Here is a 22905-nt window from a genome sequence, read left to right on the forward strand (position 1 = left end):
ATAAGACTCAACGCTATAGATTGAACAGGATGACAATGAATGAAACTCACACTCGCCAGGTTTTATTGGCCCGCCGATGCAGTCGTGGATACACTAAATTTTCCTGAATATTTTCAGAGCGATGCAGGTCAGGTGAGCGTTTCAATCATTGATATTCCCCTCACGCACAAAAGTATCGACGCACTGTTAACGCCTCCGTTCTATCTGGAACAGTGGTTTATGGGGCAGGGGCTGTTTCTCGACACGCTCTGTGGGGTGGTGATCGATAACTATTATCCGCCTGAGCACCCCGACAGCTCGAAGATCCAGCGCGTATTTAGTCTCCTCGCCGAAGAATTAGACGTCGTTCCAGTTATTAATAAAGATGACCTGGCGGATACCGCTCAATGGGAACACTTCGTTGAGCAAATGAGTATCTTACACGAGTTTAATCAACTGCTTAGTGAGCAATTAACCGCCCACAAACTTATCGAGTTTCATACACGCTATAAAATGCAATTTCTAGCTCATTCGCAGCCGGCCTACCGACGGTTGGGGCCGCTGGTAGCGAATATTAAACATGAGCCTTCTTTGTACGAATTTGCCCATCAGTACCGGCAACACGTGATGCGTCTACTCCGTTATCCCGCCACCCTGCAGAATCACACTAACGTTGTAATGCACCTACAAGGTTACTTTCGCAAAAAGGTAGGGGACGAGGCACGGCAACGTCTTACAACGCTCATTCATCAATATCGATTAGGGGAGATCCCCCTGAGCGAAGTGAAGACGACGCTGCGTGAGCTACAGGCCACGGCTCCGCATGGATGGTTAGCTCAGCAACGCTATCTCTACCCTTGGTTTATCGACTACGATCTATAGGTACAATAATATGTCGCAGCATTTAGTATGGTTTCGCCACGATTTACGTTTACGTGACAATCCCGCGCTGTCCGCGGCGTGTATGGACGATGAGGCTGAGGTCGTGGCGCTATGGTGTATCACGCCAGAGCAATGGCAGCAGCATAATGTCTCCGCGCGTCAGCTCAACTACCAGTATGACGCGTTGGTTATCCTTCAAAAGGATCTCGAAGAGCGGGGCATCCCACTTATCGTGATCGAAACCCCGACCTATCACACGCTCGAAACAGCATTTATGCAGCTTTGCGACAAACACAATATCGACAAAGTGTTCTACAACTACCAATACGAAGTGAATGAGCGTCAGCGCGATCAGCGTATTGAAGCGCTTTGTCACCAGCACGACATCGTGTGCCAAGGGTTCACCGATTCAACACTCTTCTCTCCTGGCACAGTACTGACCGGGCAGGGGAAGATGTACCATGTTTTCACGCCGTTTTCCCGTGCGGTCCTTAAAAAACTCAGTAGTGTAGAGTTGGAGTGTAGCGCCCTGCCGCGTAAGCGTTCTCATCCTTCTGCCATCACTTCGACAACCTTGCCTAATTTTTCGACCAAAGAAGGGAGATACGATGCAGATAGATTCCCTGTTGGCCACGATGCGGCATTATCGAGACTGCGCGATTTTTCGAAACATCATGTGGCGGGCTATGCTGAGCAGCGCGACCTACCCGCCGAAGATGATACTAGCCGCTTGTCAGCCGCTTTAGCGATTGGACTACTCTCTGCGAAGCAGTGCGTGAAAAGGATTATCAACGATCATCCTCAGGTACTCGAACAGGCGGGTGGGGCGGCAACTTGGCTTAATGAGCTGATTTGGCGAGACTTCTATCGTCATTTACTCGTTGCCGAACCGCAACTTTGTCGTTATAAGCCTTTCCAAACGTGGACCGATCATATTAAGTGGCAAAATAACAAACAGCAGTTCACCGCGTGGTGCGAAGGCCAGACGGGATACCCGATAGTCGATGCGGGTATGCGCCAGCTGAATCAAACGGGTTGGATGCATAACCGCTTAAGAATGGTCTGTGCCAGCTTCTTAGTGAAAGATCTCCTCATCGATTGGCGATGGGGAGAACGCTACTTTTCCGAGCAGTTGATTGATGGCGACCTCGCTGCCAATAACGGTGGCTGGCAGTGGGCGGCCTCTACAGGTACCGATGCGGCGCCTTATTTTCGAATTTTTAATCCTACCCGTCAGGGGGAGCGCTTCGACCCCCAAGGGACTTTTATCCGTCAATGGCTACCCGAACTCGCAGAGGTAGCGGAAAAAAATATTCACGAACCCTGGATATGGGCGGATAAACAGCATAAGGAACTTGATTACCCGCGGCCAATTGTGGAACATCGCCAGGCTCGGGAAGCGACCCTGCAGGCATTTGAACAGGCGCGTAAACATCGATAATCGTTAGAGTTAGGATAGAGTATGAAAAATACCCTCTTAGAACAGCATATTGACCACTACCTGAATAGCCATCAGTTTAAAGACTATGCCCCTAACGGCTTACAAGTAGAAGGGCGAGAAACGGTACAAAAGATCGTGACGGGAGTAACGGCTTGCCAAGACCTATTGGATCGCGCTGTTGAACTGAAGGCCGATGCGATTATTGTCCACCATGGCTATTTTTGGAAGAACGAGCCGGTGGTGATTAAGAATATGAAGCGTCAGCGTCTTAAAACCTTACTGGCTAACGATATTAATCTGTACGGATGGCACCTGCCGCTAGATGCCCATCCAGAAGTCGGTAACAATGTTCAGCTGGCAAAACTCCTCGATATCGTCGTGAGTGGTGAGATTGACACTTACCTGCTAGAAGGGCACTTTGAACAGCCGCTCAGTGCAGAACAGCTCTCGCAACGCTTGGCGGAGCGTTTGCAACGCCAGCCTTTGTATTGTGGTCCCGGCAAGGATGGGATGATCACCCGAATTGCTTGGTGTACCGGCGGAGCACAAGACTTTATAGAGCAGGCCGCAGATGCCGGAGTCGATGCCTTTATTACGGGTGAAGTCTCGGAGCGGACGGCGCATATCGCCCGCGAGCGTGGCATACACTTCTTCAGTGCGGGGCACCACGCGACAGAGCGAGGAGGCATTCAAGCGTTGGGGCAGTGGTTAACCCATAAGCACGGCCTCGATGTTACGTTTATTGATGTTGATAATCCGGTTTAAGTTAACCTCTTAAATACTAATAAAAAAGAGACTTTATTTCTTATCGAAGACCCCAATAACTGATAATGTAATCTAACGTTTCATAGACCTAATGCGATCATCACTAGGGAGTGAGCTTTGTCAGAGATACGTTATTACATGTTAGGGGAAAGAACGCTCGTGATAGAGTCTCCACCCCCCGTATCGCTTTCTCTCCAACAGCGAATATGGGGGATGGCTCAACAGGTTATCCATGAGCCAGGAGTGGCAGAAGTCGTCCCTGGCATGAATAACCTGACCATCTTACTAGACACTATTCCATCTTCGCGACAGGCGGCGCTAGCCCAACTCAAAGCATGGTGGCAACAGGCTGAAACATGTGTTCCGCATTCCCGACATGTCGATATCCCGGTTATCTACGGTAAAGCGGCTGGTCCCGATTTATCCTCGCTCGCTGACACAGTGGGGCTAACGCCAAGACAAGTGATCGAGGCGCATAGTGCCGAATGCTACACCGTATTTTTTATTGGCTTTCAACCCGGCTTTCCTTATCTCTCGGGATTGGCGCCACGCCTAGCATGCCCACGCCATAAGACCCCTCGTCTTTCTGTACCCGCCGGTAGTGTTGGTATTGCAGGAAGCCAAACCGGTATTTATCCCTTAACCTCGCCAGGAGGATGGCAAATTATCGGCCAGACCTCATGCCAACTTTTTAACGTGCAACGTGAGAAGCCATTCCTATTGAGTCCTGGCGACACCGTGCGCTTTATACCGCATAAGGATGGACTATGCTGACGGTAGTAAAAGCAGGACTTGCCAGCTCCTTACAGGACGGAGGGCGCAGTGGGGTCGCGCAATACGGCGTTGGACGCGGTGGGGCCTTAGACAGTCCCGCCATGCAGACGGCGAACATGTTGGTCGGTAACGATAAAAACCAAGCCGTCATCGAAATAACCCAAGGCAACGCGACGTTTCGCTTTGAACAAGCTTGCTGGTTTGCGCTGACGGGAGCCGGCTGTCGAAGTACGTTAGCTGAGCAAAGTATCGCAACAGGTTGGCGATATCATGCCCAAGCAGGGCAGACGCTACAGCTACAATCGCCCCTGAGAGGGATGCGTAGCTATCTAGCTATCGGTGGTGGTTTTGAATTACCCGAAGTAATGGGATCGAAGAGTACTGACTTAACGGCGGGATTCGGCGGTTTTCACGGGCGCTTTTTACAGAATGGCGATACCTTGCCTCTAGGACATCCCCCTCGACATTTCGAGCGCTCGGTAGGGGTGAGACAGATACTCTGGGGTAACCGAGTACGCGTGATCCCTGGTCCAGAGTTTAGCCAGTTTACGGCTGACTCACAGCACGCCTTTTGGCGCACGGGGTGGACACTGACCACACAAAGCAATCGGATGGGGCACCGTCTGCAGGGCAGAGTATTAAAATTCACCCAGCAGAATGAGCTGCTATCTCATGGCGTGTTACCCGGAACAATTCAAGTTCCGCCCAGTGGCCAACCTGTCATCTTGCTTGCCGATGCGCAGACCACTGGCGGTTATGCCCGCATTGGTCAAGTGATTGAGTGCGATCTTTATCATCTGGCACAACTGCGTCCTCGTGAACCGCTACATTTTGTCTACTGTACCTTAGCGCAGGCGCGAGCAGCGACTCAGGCTCAGCAGCAGGTGTTGAATATGATCGAATGGGGCATGACCCGCTAACGGTGATAATAGCGAGTATGCGTAAAATTTTATTACGTTTTTCTAAGACCGATAATAGCGGGTTTAGGGCAACAGCCTGTTTATGTTGGTCTGTATTGACTACACTTATTTTAACTTATTAGAAAACCGCACCGCAAAGGTATCGGTTCCATTTTGATTTAACAAGGAGTTTTACGTGGCAGATAAAATTAACTTCCTCAGCGATTTAACCGGTTCTTTTTCTTCACCTTGCAGCGAGAACCCTACAGTACGAGTGATTGAAGCTGGTTATAAGAAAGAAGGTATGAACGCGCGTTTTATTACCTGTGAAGTTGGGCCAGAAAAGCTGGAGCAAGCCATCAAAGGTGCGATTGCGATGGGGTGGAAGGGCTTCAGCTGTTCGCTACCCAACAAACAAGAAGTCATACAATATCTCGATGGTCTGGATACCTCTGCCCAAGTCATCGGTGCAGTCAACTGCGTGGTCATTAAGGAAGGTAAACTCACCGGTTATAATACCGATGGGCAAGGTTTTATCGAGGCGTTAAGCGATATCACTACCGTTAAGGGTAAGCACATCACTCTGCTTGGCGCGGGCGGTGCTGCACGCGCGATTGCGGTGGAGGCAGCCTTAGCTGGTGCAAAACATATTACTCTGATTAACCGCAATGAAGAACGCGGTCAAGCGTTGGTGAAACTGATCGAAGAAAACACTGAGGCAAAGGCTTCTTTCACTAAATGGACTCAGCAAGTGGCTATCGATAGCCAGACTGAGATTCTCGTTAATGCCACCTCCATCGGTTTAAACGATGCAGAAGCTGTTCCAGATATTGACCTTAGCTCCATTACCAAAGCAATGATTGTCGCCGATGTGATCCCAAATCCACCCGAGACAAAATTACTCCGTGAGGCGGCTGAGAAAGGCTGTACTACACTGAATGGCTTAAATATGCTCGTCAACCAAGCGGCGCAAAACGTTTATAACTGGTTTGGCAAGAAAGTCGATCGCGAACCGATGAAGGCGTCATTAGAAGAGATTTTTAACGCTAAATAAATAATAGGGGGAGTGCGCATAGCACTCCCCAATAACTTAGCGCTTAGATTCAAACTTACGTTCGGTATAGCCCGTGTAAAGCTGGCGTGGACGAGCGATTTTCATCCCTTCTTCATGCATCTCAATCCAGTGAGAAATCCAGCCAACCGTCCTCGCCATGGCGAAAATGACGGTAAACATCGACGTTGGGATACCCATTGCTTTTAAGATTAGGCCCGAGTAGAAATCGACGTTAGGGTACAGCTTGCGTTCGATAAAATAGGGGTCATTCAAGGCAATATGCTCCAGCTGCATGGCAACTTCTAATAAATCGTCTTTCATGCCTAATTCTTCCAGTACTTCATGACAGGTTTCGCGCATTACGGTAGCGCGTGGATCATAGTTTTTATAAACCCGGTGGCCAAAGCCCATCAGTCGGAATGAATCATTTTTATCTTTTGCTCTGCGTACAAATTCAGGGATATGTTCGACACTGCTGATCTCTTCGAGCATATGTAATGTCGCTTCGTTAGCCCCCCCGTGCGCTGGTCCCCAGAGCGAAGCGATGCCAGCCGCGATGCAAGCAAAAGGATTCGCACCCGAAGAGCCGGCGGTTCTTACCGTAGACGTTGATGCATTTTGTTCATGATCGGCGTGTAGAATAAGAATCCGATCCATCGCGCGTTCTAAGACAGGATTGATTTTGTACTCTTCACACGGGGTTGCAAACATCATATGCAAGAAATTACCGGCATAGGAGAGCTCATTGCGCGGGTAGACAAAAGGTTGGCCAATAGAATACTTGTAACACATGGCGGCGACAGTCGGCATTTTGGAGAGTAAACGAAAAGCCGCAATCTCACGGTGCCGAGGATTATTAACATCCATTGAGTCGTGGTAAAACGCAGCAAGCGCGCCTGTCACACCGCACATCACCGCCATTGGGTGCGAATCGCGACGGAACCCATGAAACAGTCGCGTGATCTGTTCGTGGATCATGGTATGACGGGTCACTTGCGTTTTGAACTGTTGGTACTGTTCCGCTGTTGGGACTTCGCCATTCAGCAGGATGTAACAGACTTCGAGATAATCAGAATTCGTCGCGAGTTCGGCAATTGGGAATCCGCGATGTAATAGAATTCCTGCCTCGCCATCAATATAAGTAATTTTGGATTCGCAAGAGGCTGTAGACGTAAACCCTGGGTCAAAGGTGAAGACACCATGGGCGCCCAATGTGCGGACATCTACAACATCTTGGCCTAATGTTCCTTTAAGTACATTCAGGTCGACGCTCGACTCAGCCGAGTCGAGTGTGAGTGTCACCTTCTTATCTGTCATTTATTGCCTCCAAAAAGAACGATTGGAACGATATCCAAATATTTTTTCGCGAACTTGTTAAAATTTTGTCATCAATTTATATCAAAACTGAGACAAGCAGTATAGCGCTCATCCACTGCAACGCGCTGAATAATCGTATATTAATAAGTCAGCAAGGCAGGATGCTGTTGTTTTACCGTAACTTTACTCTCAATCACCGCACAAGAAACAGCAGCAAAAAAATAATTTTTTTGCTGGTATTATTATCACATAACCTATAGTTATGTTTTTATACTTAAAAACTAACCTATTGGCATAACCTGATTTATTGTGTCCAAATGTAAAAATAAGGCTTTATTTGCATCAAATCAGGGGATTAGCCTTCGGTAGATGTCAGTAATAGTGAGTTAGATCACTGATTTGTTTTAATTTACACAAAGAAATTGTAGAGCAATTGTAATAAGATTGTGATCTCTCTATAATCCCCTACTAGGTCTCCGGATTTACCTGTTTCAGGAGGCACCCAGCGTTTTGCTGTCTGACACTGGATGTGACTGTTCTGTGAGTGAGCTTCACCAGAAGTTGACGAGCAGCAGGACCGGAGGAGACATAATAAAAAAGAGCTGTGTGGGCAAAACCGTGAATAAACAAAGACCTGTCAACTTGGATCTCTCGACGATCCGGTTTCCCGTTACTGCAATAGCATCCATTCTCCATCGTGTATCAGGCGTTATCACCTTCGTCGCACTGGGGATCCTCCTTTGGTTGCTAGGGCTCTCTCTCTCATCTCCAGAAGGTTTCAATCAAGCCGCTGCTATCATGGGGAGTTTTTTCGTTAAATTCATCCTATGGGGAATCCTTACAGCCTTGGCTTACCATATCGTCGGAGGGATCCGTCATCTTCTCGCGGACTTTGGCTTTATGGAAGAAACGCTGGTTGCGGGTAAACGGAGCGCGGTTGCCTCCTTTATCATCGCTGCCGTTCTGTCGGTTTTAGCGGGAGTTCTCGTATGGTAAACAATGTATCCGCGCTAGGAAGAAATGGCGTACATGATTGGCTATTGCTCCGTGCAGCAGCAGTTCTTATCGCATTATATGTGGTCTACATTCTAGGATTTTTTGTGGTCAGCGGCCCGCTGAACTATGAAGTCTGGCGTGGCTTCTTTGCAATGCCTTTTACTAAAGTCTTTACGCTCCTCACCCTATTATCCATCCTTATCCACGGCTGGATCGGTATGTGGCAAGTGTTGACTGACTATGTCAAAAACTTAGCCGTCCGTCTGGTCGTGCAGTTGATCATCATCATCGCATTAGCAAGCTATGCGATTTATGGAACATTTGTCGTGTGGGGTGCGTAATGAAACTGCCAGTAAGAGAATTTGATGCAATTGTTATTGGTGCGGGCGGCGCAGGCATGCGCGCAGCGCTACAAATTTCAGAATCCGGTCAAAGCTGTGCTTTGTTATCTAAAGTCTTCCCCACTCGCTCACATACTGTCTCCGCGCAGGGCGGTATTACGGTAGCGCTTGGCAATACCCACGAAGATAACTGGGAATGGCACATGTATGACACCGTCAAAGGCTCCGACTATATCGGAGACCAAGACGCGATTGAATATATGTGTAAAACCGGCCCGGAAGCCATCCTTGAACTTGAGCATATGGGGTTACCTTTCTCTCGTTTAGAAGATGGCCGCGTTTACCAGCGCCCATTCGGCGGACAGTCGAAAAATTTCGGTGGCGAACAAGCTGCGCGTACCGCGGCGGCTGCCGACCGTACGGGTCACGCCTTACTCCATACCCTCTACCAGCAAAACTTGAAAAAACAGACCACTATCTTCTCAGAATGGTATGCGCTGGACCTCGTGAAAAATGCCGATGGCGCGGTGGTGGGTTGTACGGCTATCTGCATCGAAACGGGCGAAGTTGTCTACTTTAAAGCGCAGGCAACGGTTCTTGCAACGGGTGGTGCAGGGCGAATCTATCAGTCGACAACCAATGCGCATATCAATACTGGCGATGGGGTAGGCATGGCGCTGCGTGCAGGCGTTCCCGTCCAAGATATGGAGATGTGGCAGTTTCACCCAACCGGGATCGCAGGAGCCGGTGTTCTGGTGACCGAAGGCTGTCGTGGTGAAGGTGGCTATTTACTGAATAAACACGGCGAGCGTTTTATGGAGCGTTATGCGCCTAACGCTAAAGACTTGGCGGGACGTGACGTCGTCGCCCGCTCAATGATGATCGAGATCCGTGAAGGTCGTGGTTGCGACGGTCCTTGGGGCCCTCACCTAAAACTGAAACTCGATCACCTGGGTAGCGAAGTACTTGAATCGCGTCTACCAGGGATCTTGGAGCTTTCACGAACCTTTGCGCATGTTGACCCGATTAAAGAGCCGATCCCGGTTATCCCTACTTGCCATTATATGATGGGGGGAATTCCCACTAAGGTATCGGGTCAGGCACTGACCGTCGATGAACAGGGTAACGATGTGGTAATACCTGGCCTGTTCGCGGTCGGTGAAATTGCCTGCGTATCCGTGCACGGTGCCAACCGTTTAGGGGGTAACTCATTACTCGACTTAGTTGTCTTTGGACGTGCAGCGGGCTTACATCTGCAAGAATCTATCGCCTCACAAGGTAAGTTGCTTGACGCGACGGAGGAAGAAATTTCACAAGCGCTCAGTCGCTACCAACGTTGGGAAAATAACCGCGAAGGTGAAGATCCGGCTGAAATCCGTAAAGCTCTGCAAACCTGTATGCAACATAACTTTTCGGTATTTCGTGAAGGCGATGCGATGGCCAGAGGCTTGGAAGAGCTTAAATCCATCCGTGAACGCCTATATAACGCGCGCCTTGACGATCGCTCTCCAGACTTTAATACCCAGCGTATTGAATGTTTAGAGTTAGATAACCTGATGGAAACGGCCTACGCAACGGCTGTGGCGGCAAACTACCGCACAGAAAGCCGTGGCGCTCATAGCCGCTTCGATTATCCGGATCGTGACGACGAGAAATGGTTATGTCATAGCCTCTATCTGCCGCAGAGCGAGAGTATGACCCGACGCGAGGTGAACATGCAACCGACACTGCGTGACCCATTCCCTCCTAAAGTGCGTACTTATTAATTGGCGGAGACACCGATGAAACTCGAATTTTCTGTATATCGCTATAACCCAGAAGTCGACGATGCTCCGCGTATGCAAGACTACACGCTGGAAGCGGAAGAAGGGCGCGACATGATGTTGTTGGACGCGCTCATCAAGTTAAAAGAGCAAGATCCTACGCTAGCCTTTCGTCGTTCGTGTCGTGAGGGCGTTTGTGGCTCTGATGGCATTAACATGAATGGTAAGAACGGATTGGCCTGTGTCACGCCAGTCTCCGCGCTCTCGGGTAAGGGGAAAATCATTATTCGCCCTCTGCCTGGACTACCGGTTATTCGTGACCTGGTCGTCGATATGGCGCAGTTCTACACGCAATACGAAAAGATTAAGCCTTTCTTACTGAACGATAATAAAAATCCGCCTGCGCGTGAGTTTTTACAATCGCCGGAAGAACGCGCACATCTTGACGGTTTATATGAGTGTATTCTCTGCGCTTGTTGCTCAACGTCGTGCCCATCGTTCTGGTGGAATCCGGATAAATTTATCGGGCCAGCGGGTTTGCTAGCCGCCTATCGTTTCTTGATTGATAGCCGTGATACGGAAACGGCATCACGCCTTGATAATTTAGATGATGCGTTTAGCGTATTCCGTTGTCATAGCATTATGAACTGTGTCAATGTCTGTCCTAAAGGGTTGAATCCGACTAAGGCGATTGGGCATATTAAATCCATGCTGCTCAAGCGTGGTGCCTAGAGAAGTAAAGTGGGGAGAGTAGTCTCCCCACGCAATAGGATGGGCCCTTCGCTAATCCAGCTAAATGGTCGTCAGCTGAATTAGCAAAGGTTCCCTACGGGAGCGGCATCGCTTGCACTCGTATCGCTGGACCGATAGAACAGAGCGGTTATCTGTTCGGGTATCTCCGTTTAACGGTGAATTATATTACGAAAAGCATAGCATTGCTTAAGGGATCACTATGCAGAATAGCGCAATGAAATCCTGGCTGGACTCATCCTGGCTGGCCGGCGCGAACCAGTCCTACATCGAGCAACTGTACGAGGATTACCTCACAGACCCCGATTCGGTAGATAGTGTCTGGCGTGAGAGGTTCGCACAATTCCCCGCGGACGCACTAAGACCCGATCAATTTCATTCCACGACGCGAGAATATTTTCGGCGCTTAGCCAAAGATGCCACGCGTTACACCACTTCAGTGAGTGATCCTGAAACCAATTCTAAGCAGGTCAAAGTCCTACAGCTGATCAACGCTTTTCGTTTTCGTGGGCATCAGAAAGCGAATCTTGACCCGCTCGGCCTGTGGCAGCAAGAAGACGTCGCTGACCTCGACCCCGCATTCCATGGCTTGAGTGCCAGCGATTTTGACGAGAGTTTTAATGTTGGCTCCTTTGCGTCTGGCAAAGAGACCATGAAACTCTCCGAGATTTATGCAGCACTCAAGCAGGCTTATTGTGGCTCGATCGGTGCAGAATATATGCATATCACCAATACTGAGGAGAAACGTTGGATCCAACAGCGTATCGAATCTGTAGCGGGTCAGGCAACGTTCAGCCCTGAAGAGAAAAAGCAGTTCCTCAAAGAGCTGACCGCGGCCGAGGGGATGGAAAAATATCTTGGCGCTAAATTCCCAGGCGCAAAGCGTTTCTCCCTCGAAGGTGGCGATGCGCTTATCCCAATGCTGCGCGAGATGATCCGCCATGCCGGGAAGCAAGGGACACAAGAAGTCGTACTGGGCATGGCTCACCGTGGTCGTCTAAATGTATTAATCAACGTGTTGGGTAAAAAGACCCAAGATCTTTTCGATGAGTTTGCTGGCAAACATCACGAGCATCTCGGCGCGGGTGATGTGAAATACCATATGGGCTTCTCATCGGATTTAGAGACGGAAGGGGGCTTAGTTCACTTAGCCTTGGCGTTTAACCCCTCTCACTTAGAGATCGTAAGCCCGGTGGTGATGGGATCGGTGCGCGCTCGTCTCGATCGTCTCGATGAACCCTCTGCAATCAATCGCGTTCTGCCAATTACTATCCACGGCGATGCCGCAGTCATCGGACAAGGTGTCGTGCAAGAGACGTTAAATATGTCTCAGGCACGTGGCTATATGGTGGGCGGTACCGTGCGTATCGTGATTAATAACCAAGTCGGCTTTACCACCTCGAATCCGAAGGATGCACGCTCCACCCCGTACTGTACTGATATCGGTAAAATGATTCAGACGCCGATTTTTCACGTTAATGCTGACGATCCCGAGGCCGTTGCCTTCGTTACGCGCTTGGCGTTGGACTACCGTAATACTTTCAAACGCGATGTGTTTATCGATCTCGTCTGTTATCGCCGTCATGGTCATAATGAGGCGGATGAGCCAAGTGCAACACAGCCCGTAATGTATAAAAAAATTAAGCAGCATCCAACGCCGCGTAAGATCTATGCCGATAAATTGACCGCTACCAATGTTGTCAGTGCGGCTCAAGTCACCGAGCTAGTCAATGTGTATCGTGACGCCCTCGACGCTGGAGAATGTGTCGTGGAAGAGTGGCGTCCAATGACCTTGAACTCTTGCACCTGGTCACCGTATCTCAATCACGAATGGGATGAGTCCTATCCCGCTACCGTGGATACGCAACGCTTGAAGCAAATGGCAATTAATCTTAGCCAGATCCCTGCAGAGATCGAAGCGCAATCGCGGGTGAAGAAGATTTACAACGACCGTCACGAAATGGCGGAAGGTAATAAAGCCTTCGACTGGGGTGGTGCAGAAAACCTCGCTTATGCCACGTTAGTCGATGAAGGCGTCTCTGTTCGCTTATCCGGTGAAGACTCTGGGCGCGGGACCTTCTTCCATCGTCATGCGGTGATCCATAACCAAAGTAATGGTTCGACCTTTACACCGCTTCACCATGTCCGTAAAGGACAAGGGGTGTTCAAAGTATGGGATTCCGTCCTGTCAGAAGAAGCGGTACTGGCCTTCGAATATGGTTATGCGACAGCAGAACCGCGTACCTTAACGATTTGGGAAGCCCAATTCGGTGACTTCGCAAACGGTGCACAAGTGGTGATCGACCAGTTTATTAGCTCAGGCGAGCAAAAATGGGGTCGGATGTGCGGATTAGTGATGCTGTTACCCCATGGTTACGAAGGTCAAGGACCTGAACACTCCTCTGCGCGTCTTGAGCGTTACTTACAGCTTTGTGCCGATCAAAATATGCAGGTCTGTGTACCTTCCACACCGGCACAGGTCTACCATATGTTACGCCGCCAAGCCCTGCGGGGTATGCGTCGTCCATTAGTGGTCATGTCGCCGAAATCCTTATTACGCCATCCTTTAGCGATCTCGACGATGGATGAGTTGGCGCAAGGCGAGTTTATGCCAGCCATCCCAGAAATCGATACGCTAGATGCGCAGAAGGTCAAACGGGTAGTGTTGTGTTCCGGTAAAGTGTATTACGACTTATTAGAGCAGCGCCGTAAAAACGAACAGGATAACGTTGCGATTATTCGTATTGAGCAACTTTATCCGTTCCCACACAAAGCGGTCCACCAGGCGATCAGTGCTTATAGCCATGTTACTGACTTTGTCTGGTGCCAAGAAGAGCCACTAAACCAAGGGGCTTGGTACTGCTGCCAACACAACTTCCACGATGTCGTCCCTGCCGGGGCAAAATTACGCTACGCAGGTCGAGCGGCCTCCGCTTCACCTGCCGTGGGATATATGTCTGTTCACCAAAAACAGCAGCAAGATTTAGTTAATGATGCGCTGAACGTTGATTGATAAAAAGGAAAGACAATGAGTAGCTTAGAAATTTTCGTTCCCGATTTGCCGGAATCTGTTGCCGATGCCACCGTTGCCACGTGGCACAAACAGCCTGGCGACAGCGTCCAGCGCGATGAAGTGCTGGTAGAAATTGAAACGGATAAAGTTATCCTAGAAGTCCCTGCCGCGGCCGATGGCATACTTGAGGCGATTGTTGAGGAAGAGGGGGCGACCGTCGTCTCTCGTCAACTTTTAGGTCGTCTGAAAGAAGGAAACAGTGCGGGTAAGGAGAGTTCAGCAACGCCGGCTACGGCATCAGAAGCGCCTGCCACCTCTGCCGCGCCAACCCAAGAGAGTAATGAAGAATCTAATGATTTTCTTACCCCTGCGATTCGTCGGTTAATCGCGGAACATACTCTCGATGCTAGCCAAATTAAAGGTAGTGGTGTGGGTGGACGTATCACGCGTGAAGATGTTGAAAAGCATCTGGCTGCGGCGAAATCGTCTCCAAAAACTGAAGCCGCAGCACAGCCTGCGCCGACGCCGCTTTCGAATCGTAGCGAGAAACGCGTACCGATGACACGTTTACGTAAACGTGTGGCGGAGCGTCTATTAGAAGCGAAAAACAGCACGGCGATGTTGACCACCTTCAATGAAGTCAATATGAAGCCGATCATGCAAATTCGCAAGCAGTACGGCGAAGCGTTTGAGAAACGCCATGGTGTGCGCTTAGGCTTTATGTCTTTCTATATTAAAGCGGTGGTCGAAGCCCTTAAACGCTTCCCGGAAGTGAACGCTTCTATCGATGGTGACGAAGTGGTTTATCACAACTATTTCGATGTCAGCATTGCGGTATCAACGCCACGCGGCCTAGTAACGCCTGTACTGAAAGATGTCGATGCGCTAAGCATGGCTGATATCGAGAAGAAGATTAAAGAGTTGGCGATCAAAGGGCGTGACGGTAAGTTGACGGTTGAGGAGTTGACCGGCGGTAACTTTACCATCACTAATGGCGGTGTATTCGGATCGTTGATGTCAACGCCGATCATCAACCCACCGCAAAGCGCGATCTTAGGCATGCATGCTATTAAGGATCGTCCGATGGCGGTCAATGGCCAAGTGGAAATCCTACCGATGATGTATCTGGCACTCTCCTACGATCACCGCCTGATCGATGGTCGTGAATCGGTAAGCTACCTCGTCGCGATTAAAGACCTACTCGAAGATCCTGCACGTCTGCTGCTGGATGTCTAATTTACTATGGCGTGCGAAAGCGCGCCTATTTTTCTGACCTGAATGGATAATACCCTATGAATTTACATGAATATCAGGCGAAACAGCTATTTGCACGTTATGGCTTACCTGCGCCGTCTGGTTACGCTTGTTCTACCCCTCGCGAAGCTGAAGAAGCTGCATCGAAGATTGGTAGTGGACCGTGGGTAGTAAAATGCCAAGTTCACGCCGGGGGCCGCGGTAAAGCGGGTGGCGTAAAAGTTGTTAAGAGTAAAGAAGAGATCCGCAGCTTTGCAGAAGGCTGGTTGGGTAAGAATTTAGTGACTTACCAAACTGACGCAAAGGGCCAACCCGTTAACCAGATTCTAGTTGAAGCCGCTACCGATATCGATAAAGAGCTTTATCTGGGCGCAGTTGTCGACCGTAGCACCCGCCGTGTAGTGTTTATGGCCTCTACAGAAGGCGGTGTTGAGATTGAGAAGGTGGCTGAAGAAACGCCACACTTAATTCATAAAATGGCGCTGGATCCTTTAACCGGCCCAATGCCTTATCAAGGTCGCGAGCTTGCGTTTAAACTGGGGCTGGAAGGGAAACAAGTTGGCCAATTCGCCAAAATCTTTATGGGTTTAGCGAAGCTATTCTTAGAGCGTGATCTGGCATTAGTTGAAATCAACCCGTTAGTGATCACCACAGAAGGCGACCTGATTTGCCTAGATGGTAAACTGGGCGCTGATAGCAACGCAATGTTCCGTCAACCTGAACTACGTGAAATGCATGACCCAAGCCAAGAAGATTCTCGCGAAGCGCATGCTGCGCAGTGGGAACTCAACTACGTTGCGTTAGAAGGCAACATCGGGTGTATGGTCAACGGTGCTGGCCTGGCAATGGGAACGATGGATATCGTTAAACACCATGGTGGTCAACCAGCCAACTTCCTTGATGTGGGCGGTGGTGCAACGAAAGAGCGTGTTACAGAAGCCTTTAAAATCATTCTCTCAGATGATGCAGTGAAGGCAGTACTGGTCAATATCTTTGGTGGGATCGTCCGTTGTGACTTGATTGCCGACGGTATTATCGGTGCAGTTGAAGAAGTTGGAGTGAATGTTCCAGTCGTCGTTCGCCTTGAAGGGAATAATGCTGAATTAGGCGCACAACGTTTAGCAGAAAGTGGTTTAAATATCATCGCAGCTACCAGTCTGACTGACGCTGCCCAGCAAGTTGTCGCTGCGGCGGAGGGTAAATAATGTCTATTTTGATCGATAAGAATACTAAAGTCATTTGCCAAGGCTTCACCGGTGGCCAAGGTACGTTCCACTCAGAACAAGCGATCGCTTACGGTACGCAAATGGTCGGTGGCGTTACGCCAGGAAAAGGTGGAACTACCCACTTAGGCTTACCAGTATTTAATACTGTACGTGAAGCCGTTGAGGCCACAGGCGCAACCGCTTCTGTGATCTACGTTCCAGCGCCGTTCTGTAAAGACAGTATTTTAGAGGCGATCGACGCGGGCATTAAACTGATCATCACCATCACCGAAGGTATCCCAACTCTGGATATGCTGACCGTGAAAGTGAAACTGGATCAAGCTGGCGTAAGAATGATCGGGCCTAACTGCCCAGGCGTGATCACGCCGGGCGAATGTAAAATCGGTATTATGCCTGGACACATTCACCAACCAGGTCGTGTCGGGATCGTTTCACGCTCTGGGACCCTGACCTACGAAGCCGTTAAACAAACGACTGATATCGGATACGGCCAATCGACCTGTGTCGGTATCGGTGGTGATCCGATTCCAGGGTCAAACTTCATCGACATTCTAGAATTATTCGAAAAAGATCCCCAAACCGAAGCGATTGTCATGATCGGCGAAATCGGTGGTAGCGCCGAGGAAGAGGCTGCAGCCTATATCAAAGCGCATGTCACTAAACCTGTCGTGAGCTATATCGCAGGGGTTACTGCACCTAAAGGTAAGCGTATGGGACATGCTGGAGCGATTATCGCAGGCGGAAAAGGTACAGCAGACGAGAAATTTGCTGCACTTGAAGCCGCTGGCGTTAAGACGGTTCGCAGTCTTGCCGACATCGGTGATGCAGTAAAAGCGGTACTGCCTGCTAAATAATTATTAGCCGTCTAAATGATAAGCCATCGAATTTTTTCGGTGGCTTTTTTATTCATATTTGAAACAATAAAACCAATTAAATTTAACATTGTATTATTTCCAAAATATAGTTATTAAAATCTAGATCGAGATCAATTAACCCTCCGCTAGTTTCTAGAAATAATTAATCACTAAGATTACATTATCTTCCACTATCACCGTTACCGCTCCTCGTCTCTCTCGGTTCTACACCAAGGGAGAGAACACCTTTTCAAATAAAGAATAGAGGAGGCGTTTCGGCAGATAATAAGCAGCCTAATCATAATTAAAGACCATTACTATTACGCTGGGTTATCAACACTATCTATTTAGATTTCATTGAGTTTATTGAAATAATTTCCAGTAACTGGTGAAAACTAGAGTAAAACAAGGAGTAAGAATGTTTGATATCGTCGAACTCTCTCGCTTACAGTTTGCTTTGACCGCAATGTACCATTTCCTATTTGTCCCCCTAACGCTTGGGATGGCGTTCTTATTGGCAATTATGGAAACTGTCTATGTTTTTACCGGCAAGCAAATCTATAAAGACATGACCAAATTCTGGGGAAAACTGTTTGGGATCAATTTTGCCTTAGGGGTCGCGACTGGCCTCACCATGGAGTTTCAATTCGGCACTAACTGGTCTTATTACTCCCACTACGTCGGCGATATCTTCGGTGCGCCGCTTGCGATTGAAGGACTGATGGCTTTCTTCTTGGAGTCAACCTTCGTCGGGCTATTTTTCTTTGGTTGGGAAAGATTAGGCAAAATACAACATTTGGCCGTCACTTGGTTAGTGGCACTCGGATCTAATCTCTCTGCATTATGGATACTCGTCGCAAATGGATGGATGCAGAATCCGGTAGCCTCAGAATTTAACTTCGAAACCATGCGTATGGAGATGGTGAGTTTCTCTGAACTCGTATTAAACCCCGTTGCACAAGTTAAATTTGTTCATACCGTCGCGTCCGGTTATACCACTGGTGCGATTTTCGTGCTGGCCATCAGTGCGTGGTACTTATTAAAAGGACGTGATATCGCTTTTGCAAAACGTTCTTTTGCTATCGCCGCGAGTTTCGGCATGGCGGCGATTCTTTCAGTGATTATTCTCGGTGATGAATCGGGATATGAAATGGGGGATGTACAGAAAACGAAACTCGCCGCCATTGAGGCCGAGTGGGAGACACAACCTGCACCTGCTGCTTTCACGTTATTTGGCCTTCCTGATCAACAGGCGGAAAAAAACCATTACGCCGTTCAAGTGCCATACCTACTCGGGTTAATCGCGACACGTTCTACCGATAAACCGGTTCTCGGCTTGAAAGATCTATTAGCCGAACATGAAGTTCGGATTAGGAATGGGGTGAAAGCCTATGCCTTATTAAACGAGCTACGTCATGGTAATCAGGACAGTACGGTTCGTGAGGCATTTGAGGAGCACAAGAAGGACTTAGGCTATGGACTTCTCTTAAAACGCTACACGTCCAATGTAAGCGATGCCACAGAAGCTCAGATTCAGCAAGCAACGAAAGATTCAATACCGAGTGTGGCACCGCTCTATTTTTCATTCCGGATAATGGTGCTGTGTGGTGTTCTCATGTTCTTAGTCATCGCCGCTTCTTTTGTTACGGTGCTACGTAATCGAATTGGGCAGAATCGCTGCCTACTGAAAGCCGTTTTTTGTGCGCTGCCCTTACCGTGGATTGCGGTCGAATCGGGTTGGTTTGTGGCGGAATATGGACGTCAGCCTTGGGCGATCGGCGAAGTACTCCCGACGGCCGTCGCGCACTCATCCTTATCTGTAGGCGATCTACTTTTCTCAATGGGATTAATACTAGGCCTTTACACCTTATTCATTATCGCTGAAATGTATTTGATGATTAAGTTTGCTCGTCTAGGTCCATCGAGTTTGAAAACCGGTCGTTATCATCACGAGCAATCTACCGATCACGCTTCAGTGTAAAAATCGAGGACGTAAGTATGTTTGACTATGAAGTATTACGCTTTGTGTGGTGGCTACTGATTGGCATCCTATTTATCGGATTTGCCGTCACTGACGGCTTCGATATGGGGGTAGGGATGTTGGGACGCATAATCGGTCGTAGTGATAACGAACGACGGGTCATGATCAATAGCATCGCTCCTCACTGGGATGGAAACCAGGTATGGCTCATTACAGCAGGGGGGGCGCTGTTTGCTGCGTGGCCAATGGTCTACGCCGCGGCATTTTCCGGCTTTTATGTAGCGATGATGCTGGTACTCGCATCATTATTCTTCCGTCCGATTGGCTTTGATTATCGGTCAAAATTGGAAAACCCAACGTGGCGCGGAATGTGGGATTGGGGGATCTTTATCGGTAGTTTTGTGCCTCCTTTGGTTATTGGGGTGGCGTTCGGGAATCTACTACAAGGCGTCCCTTTCCATTTCGATAGTGATTTGCGTCTTTTCTACACGGGTAACTTTTTTCAACTACTCAATCCTTTCGCACTCGTTACTGGTGTGGTGAGCGTGACAATGATCTTAACGCAAGGTGCGACCTACCTGATGATGCGTACCGACTCCGTGTTATTGAAAAAAAGCCAGCGTTGTAGCCAAATCAGTAGCGTAATCATGTTGGTGTGTTTCGCAATAGCAGGAGTATGGTTGGCGAAGGGGATAGAAGGGTATCAATTAGCATCTGTCCTTAATCACAGTGCAGCATCAAACCCGCTAGGTAAAGAAGTGGTAACCGGAGTCGGTTTATGGATGACCAACTTCGCCACGCTACCACTTTTATGGATATTCCCCATTGGCGGGTTGGTTTTTGCCTTAGCGACATGTTTATTGGCGACAATCAAACGTGCGGCATGGGCTTTCGTGACCTCTTCGCTGACCATTGCCTGCGTCATCATGACGGTAGGGGTGGCAATGTTCCCATTTATTATGCCATCGAGCACCAATAATAGTAATAGTCTGACGATGTGGGATGCAACGTCGAGTCAGCTCACTTTGACGACCATGACCTTTGCCGCGATGATCTTTGTACCTATCGTTTTGGCCTACACCATCTGGTGTTATTACAAAATGTTTGGTCGCATCACCGAGCAAGATATCGAAAACAATACTCACTCACTGTATTAAAGGGGGTTCTCTATGTGGTATTTCGCCTGGATATTAGGCACTTTACTCGCTTGTTCATTCGGAATAATGACGGCTTTAGCGTTAGAAAACAGTGAAAAAGAGAAAACTCCGAAACCGTAACATCCTGCTGTTGAATTAATTTGTCTAATCTTCTCTTTAGCCCTACTGAACTCGTTCAGTGGGGCTTTTTTATTTTGTCGGCTAACGTCATGATAAATAAGCATTAAAATTTATTTTTCGCGGGCGGTAAGTCGTTTAAAAGGTAAAGAAAAATAATTATTTTATCAAGCAGAGTTTGCCCCATTCCCAAGCTCATTGCTCTTGCGTATAGTAGCGGAGTTTAAACCATTATAGGGATGTAGAGTGAGTCAAATGCTGTTTCGTTGGCCAATCAGAGTTTACTACGAAGACACTGATGCGGGGGGCGTGGTTTATCATGCAAGCTATATCGCGTTTTATGAACGTGCTAGAACAGAAATGTTACGTGCGAAAGCAATCAACCAACAATTCTTACTCGAAAAACAAATTGGATTTGTCGTTCGTAAGATGAGTGTTGATTATCGTGCGGCGGCACGATTGGACGATATGCTTGAGGTGACGACTGAAATCGTCAAGATGACCCGCGCGACTATTACTTTTTTGCAACGGATCATGGATGCTGAAGGTAAAGTCATCAACGAGGCAGAGGTGTTGATTGCCTGCATTAATTTACACCAGATGAAGCCTATCGCGCTTCCTACGTTTATTGTCGCGGAGTTTACGCAGTGACTGACATGAATATTTTTGATTTGTTCCTTAAGGCAAGCCTTCTGGTCAAATTCATTATGTTAATTTTGATAGCTTTCTCAATAGTTTCATGGGCTATTATCATTCAACGTACCCGGATCCTTAATGCTGCCTCGCGCGAAGTCGTCGAATTTGAAGAAAAATTCTGGTCTGGTGTCGATCTGTCCAAGCTATATCAAGAGAGCCAAACACGCCGTGACGAGTTAACAGGTACTGAACAAATTTTCTACTCGGGTTTCAAAGAGTTCGCGCGTTTGCATAAAATCAACAGCCCGATCCCTGATGCAGTTGTTGAAGGTGCGACACGTGCAATGCGTATTTCAACAAACCGTGAGTTAGAGACATTAGAAGCCCATATTCCTTTTTTAGGTACAGTCGGTTCTATTAGTCCCTATATCGGCCTGTTCGGTACGGTTTGGGGGATCATGCATGCCTTTATTTCTCTCGGTGCGGTGAAACAAGCCACTTTACAGATGGTTGCTCCAGGTATTGCAGAAGCACTGATTGCAACGGCAATCGGTCTTTTCGCCGCGATCCCTGCGGTAATGGCTTACAACCGCCTGAATCAGCGTGTGAATAAACTTGAGCAGGGTTACGACAATTTTGCAGAAGAATTTACTGCCATCTTGCACCGTCAAGCTTATAACAGCGAAATGACTAAGTAATCAGGGGTTGACTCATGGCTAGAACGCGCGGTCGCGGACGTCGTGACTTAAAATCAGAAATTAATATCGTCCCACTGTTGGATGTATTACTCGTTTTGTTACTGATCTTTATGGCAACGGCTCCCATTATTACGCAAAGCGTTGAAGTAGATCTGCCAGATGCAACAGACTCCAAAACGGTGTCGAGCGACGATAACCCCCCTGTTATCGTTGAAGTCGCTGGTGTTGGTCAGTACAGCATTGTTGTTGATCATAATCGTATGACACAGTTGCCACCTGAACAGGTCGTCAATGAAGCTCAGCGCCAATTAGAGCAAAACCCTAAAACGGTTTTCTTGATTGGGGGAGCAAAAGAAGTGCCCTACGATGAAATTATTAAGGCGCTGAATCTACTGCATCAAGCAGGAGTTAAATCAGTAGGCTTAATGACACAACCCATTTAACAGCGAAGCATAGCGGGAATCGTGAGTGTCGAAGTTAACAGAACAGAACGATAAGTTGAAAAGAGCGGTTGTCATCTCTATCGCATTGCATGTCGTGTTGATTGCAATATTGATTATCAGCTCAATGAATGAACATATCGAAACAAGCTCTGGTGGCGGTGGCGGGAGTGATATTGATGCTGTGATGGTCGATCCTGGTGCCGTAGTCGAGCAATATAACGCGTCTAAGTCTGCTCAGCCTGCATCCAAGGCTGAGCAGGCGAAGCAAGCGGCTGCCCAAGCTAAAGCAGAAGCGGCAGAGCAAGCCAAAGAAGCGGCGCAAGAAGCTAAGCAGGCCAAAGCCGAGGCGGCTGCTCAAGCGAAAGCCGAGGCAGCAGAACAAGCTAAGCAGGCGGCTGCTCAAGCGAAAGCCGAGGCAGCAGAACAAGCTAAGCAGGCGGCAGCTCAAGCGAAAGCCGAGGCAGCAGAACAGGCCAAGCAGGCGGCAGCTCAAGCGAAAGCCGAGGCAGCAGAACAGGCCAAGCAGGCGGCGGCTCAAGCGAAAGCCGAGGCAGCAGAACAGGCC

The 22905-nt window shown here is 48.6% G+C and carries 21 protein-coding genes and 1 pseudogene; 21 read left to right on the forward strand and 1 reads right to left on the reverse strand.

Features of this window, described 5'->3' with window-relative positions; genetic code table 11:
• Positions 1-39: 39 nt before the first annotated feature.
• The 6 genes from HGT70_RS10310 to aroE all read left to right on the forward strand — a co-directional run bounded on the left by HGT70_RS10310 (position 40) and on the right by aroE (position 5794).
• On the forward strand, positions 40-861 hold the full coding sequence (locus HGT70_RS10310; protein WP_071434655.1) for a YbgA family protein: 822 nt from the start codon (positions 40-42) through the stop codon (positions 859-861).
• A gap of 10 nt (positions 862-871) precedes the next feature.
• Positions 872-2302: a deoxyribodipyrimidine photo-lyase gene (gene phrB / locus HGT70_RS10315; protein ID WP_214195770.1), complete on the forward strand. Its 1431-nt coding sequence runs from the start codon at positions 872-874 to the stop codon at positions 2300-2302.
• A 21-nt stretch (positions 2303-2323) separates the two neighbouring features.
• Positions 2324-3067 carry a type 2 GTP cyclohydrolase I gene (locus tag HGT70_RS10320; protein ID WP_071434658.1) on the forward strand — a complete coding sequence of 248 codons (744 nt, stop codon included), beginning with the start codon at positions 2324-2326 and terminating at the stop codon, positions 3065-3067.
• A 117-nt stretch (positions 3068-3184) separates the two neighbouring features.
• Positions 3185-3841 carry a 5-oxoprolinase subunit PxpB gene (gene pxpB, locus HGT70_RS10325; protein ID WP_214195771.1) on the forward strand — a complete coding sequence of 219 codons (657 nt, stop codon included), beginning with the start codon at positions 3185-3187 and terminating at the stop codon, positions 3839-3841.
• The gene (locus HGT70_RS10330; protein ID WP_214195772.1) at positions 3835-4761 is read left to right on the forward strand and encodes a 5-oxoprolinase subunit C family protein; all 927 of its coding nucleotides are present in this window, start codon (positions 3835-3837) and stop codon (positions 4759-4761) included. Before pxpB ends, HGT70_RS10330 begins: the two co-directional genes overlap by 7 nt.
• Positions 4762-4936: 175 nt before the next feature.
• Positions 4937-5794 (forward strand): shikimate dehydrogenase, encoded by an 858-nt coding sequence (gene aroE / locus HGT70_RS10335; protein WP_071434664.1) that lies wholly within the window; start codon positions 4937-4939, stop codon positions 5792-5794.
• 36 nt (positions 5795-5830) lie between these two features.
• On the opposite strand, the gene HGT70_RS10340 is transcribed toward aroE, so the two are convergent.
• Positions 5831-7111 carry a citrate synthase gene (locus tag HGT70_RS10340; protein WP_071434666.1) on the reverse strand — a complete coding sequence of 427 codons (1281 nt, stop codon included), beginning with the start codon at positions 7109-7111 and terminating at the stop codon, positions 5831-5833.
• 606 nt (positions 7112-7717) lie between these two features.
• Here HGT70_RS10340 and sdhC point away from each other — a divergent pair.
• The 15 genes and pseudogenes from sdhC to HGT70_RS10415 all read left to right on the forward strand — a co-directional run.
• A complete protein-coding gene (gene sdhC, locus HGT70_RS10345; RefSeq protein ID WP_071435267.1) occupies positions 7718-8107 on the forward strand; it encodes a succinate dehydrogenase cytochrome b556 subunit in 390 nt (129 codons plus the stop codon).
• Positions 8101-8448, forward strand: a complete 348-nt coding sequence (gene sdhD, locus HGT70_RS10350; protein ID WP_071434668.1) for a succinate dehydrogenase membrane anchor subunit — start codon at positions 8101-8103, stop codon at positions 8446-8448. Before sdhC ends, sdhD begins: the two co-directional genes overlap by 7 nt.
• Entirely contained in the window at positions 8448-10214 is a 1767-nt protein-coding gene (gene sdhA / locus HGT70_RS10355) for a succinate dehydrogenase flavoprotein subunit (protein ID WP_071434670.1), read from the forward strand. The genes sdhD and sdhA overlap by 1 nt, the downstream gene beginning before the upstream one ends.
• A gap of 15 nt (positions 10215-10229) precedes the next feature.
• Positions 10230-10943: a succinate dehydrogenase iron-sulfur subunit gene (locus HGT70_RS10360; RefSeq protein WP_071434672.1), complete on the forward strand. Its 714-nt coding sequence runs from the start codon at positions 10230-10232 to the stop codon at positions 10941-10943.
• A 220-nt stretch (positions 10944-11163) separates the two neighbouring features.
• The gene (gene sucA, locus HGT70_RS10365; protein WP_071434674.1) at positions 11164-13974 is read left to right on the forward strand and encodes a 2-oxoglutarate dehydrogenase E1 component; all 2811 of its coding nucleotides are present in this window, start codon (positions 11164-11166) and stop codon (positions 13972-13974) included.
• 15 nt (positions 13975-13989) lie between these two features.
• Positions 13990-15210 (forward strand): 2-oxoglutarate dehydrogenase complex dihydrolipoyllysine-residue succinyltransferase, encoded by a 1221-nt coding sequence (gene odhB, locus HGT70_RS10370; RefSeq protein WP_071434676.1) that lies wholly within the window; start codon positions 13990-13992, stop codon positions 15208-15210.
• Positions 15211-15266: 56 nt separating this feature from the next.
• Positions 15267-16433, forward strand: a complete 1167-nt coding sequence (gene sucC, locus HGT70_RS10375) for an ADP-forming succinate--CoA ligase subunit beta (protein WP_071434677.1) — start codon at positions 15267-15269, stop codon at positions 16431-16433.
• Positions 16433-17308 (forward strand): succinate--CoA ligase subunit alpha, encoded by an 876-nt coding sequence (gene sucD / locus HGT70_RS10380; protein ID WP_071434679.1) that lies wholly within the window; start codon positions 16433-16435, stop codon positions 17306-17308. The genes sucC and sucD overlap by 1 nt, the downstream gene beginning before the upstream one ends.
• A gap of 418 nt (positions 17309-17726) precedes the next feature.
• Positions 17727-19289 (forward strand): cytochrome ubiquinol oxidase subunit I, encoded by a 1563-nt coding sequence (cydA, locus tag HGT70_RS10385; RefSeq protein WP_214195773.1) that lies wholly within the window; start codon positions 17727-17729, stop codon positions 19287-19289.
• A 17-nt stretch (positions 19290-19306) separates the two neighbouring features.
• Positions 19307-20446: a cytochrome d ubiquinol oxidase subunit II gene (cydB, locus tag HGT70_RS10390; RefSeq protein WP_071434681.1), complete on the forward strand. Its 1140-nt coding sequence runs from the start codon at positions 19307-19309 to the stop codon at positions 20444-20446.
• 12 nt (positions 20447-20458) lie between these two features.
• Positions 20459-20566 (forward strand): cytochrome bd-I oxidase subunit CydX, encoded by a 108-nt coding sequence (gene cydX / locus HGT70_RS10395; protein ID WP_157725248.1) that lies wholly within the window; start codon positions 20459-20461, stop codon positions 20564-20566.
• 243 nt (positions 20567-20809) lie between these two features.
• On the forward strand, positions 20810-21214 hold the full coding sequence (gene ybgC, locus HGT70_RS10400) for a tol-pal system-associated acyl-CoA thioesterase (RefSeq protein ID WP_071434683.1): 405 nt from the start codon (positions 20810-20812) through the stop codon (positions 21212-21214).
• Positions 21211-21897: a Tol-Pal system protein TolQ gene (gene tolQ / locus HGT70_RS10405; RefSeq protein ID WP_214195774.1), complete on the forward strand. Its 687-nt coding sequence runs from the start codon at positions 21211-21213 to the stop codon at positions 21895-21897. The genes ybgC and tolQ overlap by 4 nt, the downstream gene beginning before the upstream one ends.
• 14 nt (positions 21898-21911) lie before the next feature.
• A complete protein-coding gene (tolR, locus tag HGT70_RS10410; protein ID WP_071434687.1) occupies positions 21912-22340 on the forward strand; it encodes a colicin uptake protein TolR in 429 nt (142 codons plus the stop codon).
• A gap of 25 nt (positions 22341-22365) precedes the next feature.
• A pseudogene (locus HGT70_RS10415) lies at positions 22366-22905 on the forward strand (cell envelope integrity protein TolA); the annotation flags it as partial.

Origin of the sequence: Rosenbergiella collisarenosi, assembly GCF_018494085.1 — a bacterium.
GTDB lineage: Bacteria > Pseudomonadota > Gammaproteobacteria > Enterobacterales > Enterobacteriaceae > Rosenbergiella > Rosenbergiella collisarenosi.

Excerpts from the sequence above, each read along its gene's own strand:
- sucC (WP_071434677.1), top strand. The coding sequence starts at position 15,267 with ATGAATTTACATGAATATCAGGCGAAACAGCTATTTGCACGTTATGGC.
- odhB (WP_071434676.1), top strand. The coding sequence starts at position 13,990 with ATGAGTAGCTTAGAAATTTTCGTTCCCGATTTGCCGGAATCTGTTGCC.
- sdhA (WP_071434670.1), top strand. The coding sequence starts at position 8,448 with ATGAAACTGCCAGTAAGAGAATTTGATGCAATTGTTATTGGTGCGGGC.
- cydA (WP_214195773.1), top strand. The coding sequence starts at position 17,727 with ATGTTTGATATCGTCGAACTCTCTCGCTTACAGTTTGCTTTGACCGCA.
- tolR (WP_071434687.1), top strand. The coding sequence starts at position 21,912 with ATGGCTAGAACGCGCGGTCGCGGACGTCGTGACTTAAAATCAGAAATT.
- cydX (WP_157725248.1), top strand. The coding sequence starts at position 20,459 with ATGTGGTATTTCGCCTGGATATTAGGCACTTTACTCGCTTGTTCATTC.
- cydB (WP_071434681.1), top strand. The coding sequence starts at position 19,307 with ATGTTTGACTATGAAGTATTACGCTTTGTGTGGTGGCTACTGATTGGC.
- HGT70_RS10310 (WP_071434655.1), top strand. The coding sequence starts at position 40 with ATGAAACTCACACTCGCCAGGTTTTATTGGCCCGCCGATGCAGTCGTG.
- phrB (WP_214195770.1), top strand. The coding sequence starts at position 872 with ATGTCGCAGCATTTAGTATGGTTTCGCCACGATTTACGTTTACGTGAC.
- sucA (WP_071434674.1), top strand. The coding sequence starts at position 11,164 with ATGCAGAATAGCGCAATGAAATCCTGGCTGGACTCATCCTGGCTGGCC.
- HGT70_RS10320 (WP_071434658.1), top strand. The coding sequence starts at position 2,324 with ATGAAAAATACCCTCTTAGAACAGCATATTGACCACTACCTGAATAGC.
- HGT70_RS10340 (WP_071434666.1), bottom strand. The coding sequence starts at position 7,111 with ATGACAGATAAGAAGGTGACACTCACACTCGACTCGGCTGAGTCGAGC.
- HGT70_RS10330 (WP_214195772.1), top strand. The coding sequence starts at position 3,835 with ATGCTGACGGTAGTAAAAGCAGGACTTGCCAGCTCCTTACAGGACGGA.
- sdhD (WP_071434668.1), top strand. The coding sequence starts at position 8,101 with ATGGTAAACAATGTATCCGCGCTAGGAAGAAATGGCGTACATGATTGG.
- sucD (WP_071434679.1), top strand. The coding sequence starts at position 16,433 with ATGTCTATTTTGATCGATAAGAATACTAAAGTCATTTGCCAAGGCTTC.
- HGT70_RS10360 (WP_071434672.1), top strand. The coding sequence starts at position 10,230 with ATGAAACTCGAATTTTCTGTATATCGCTATAACCCAGAAGTCGACGAT.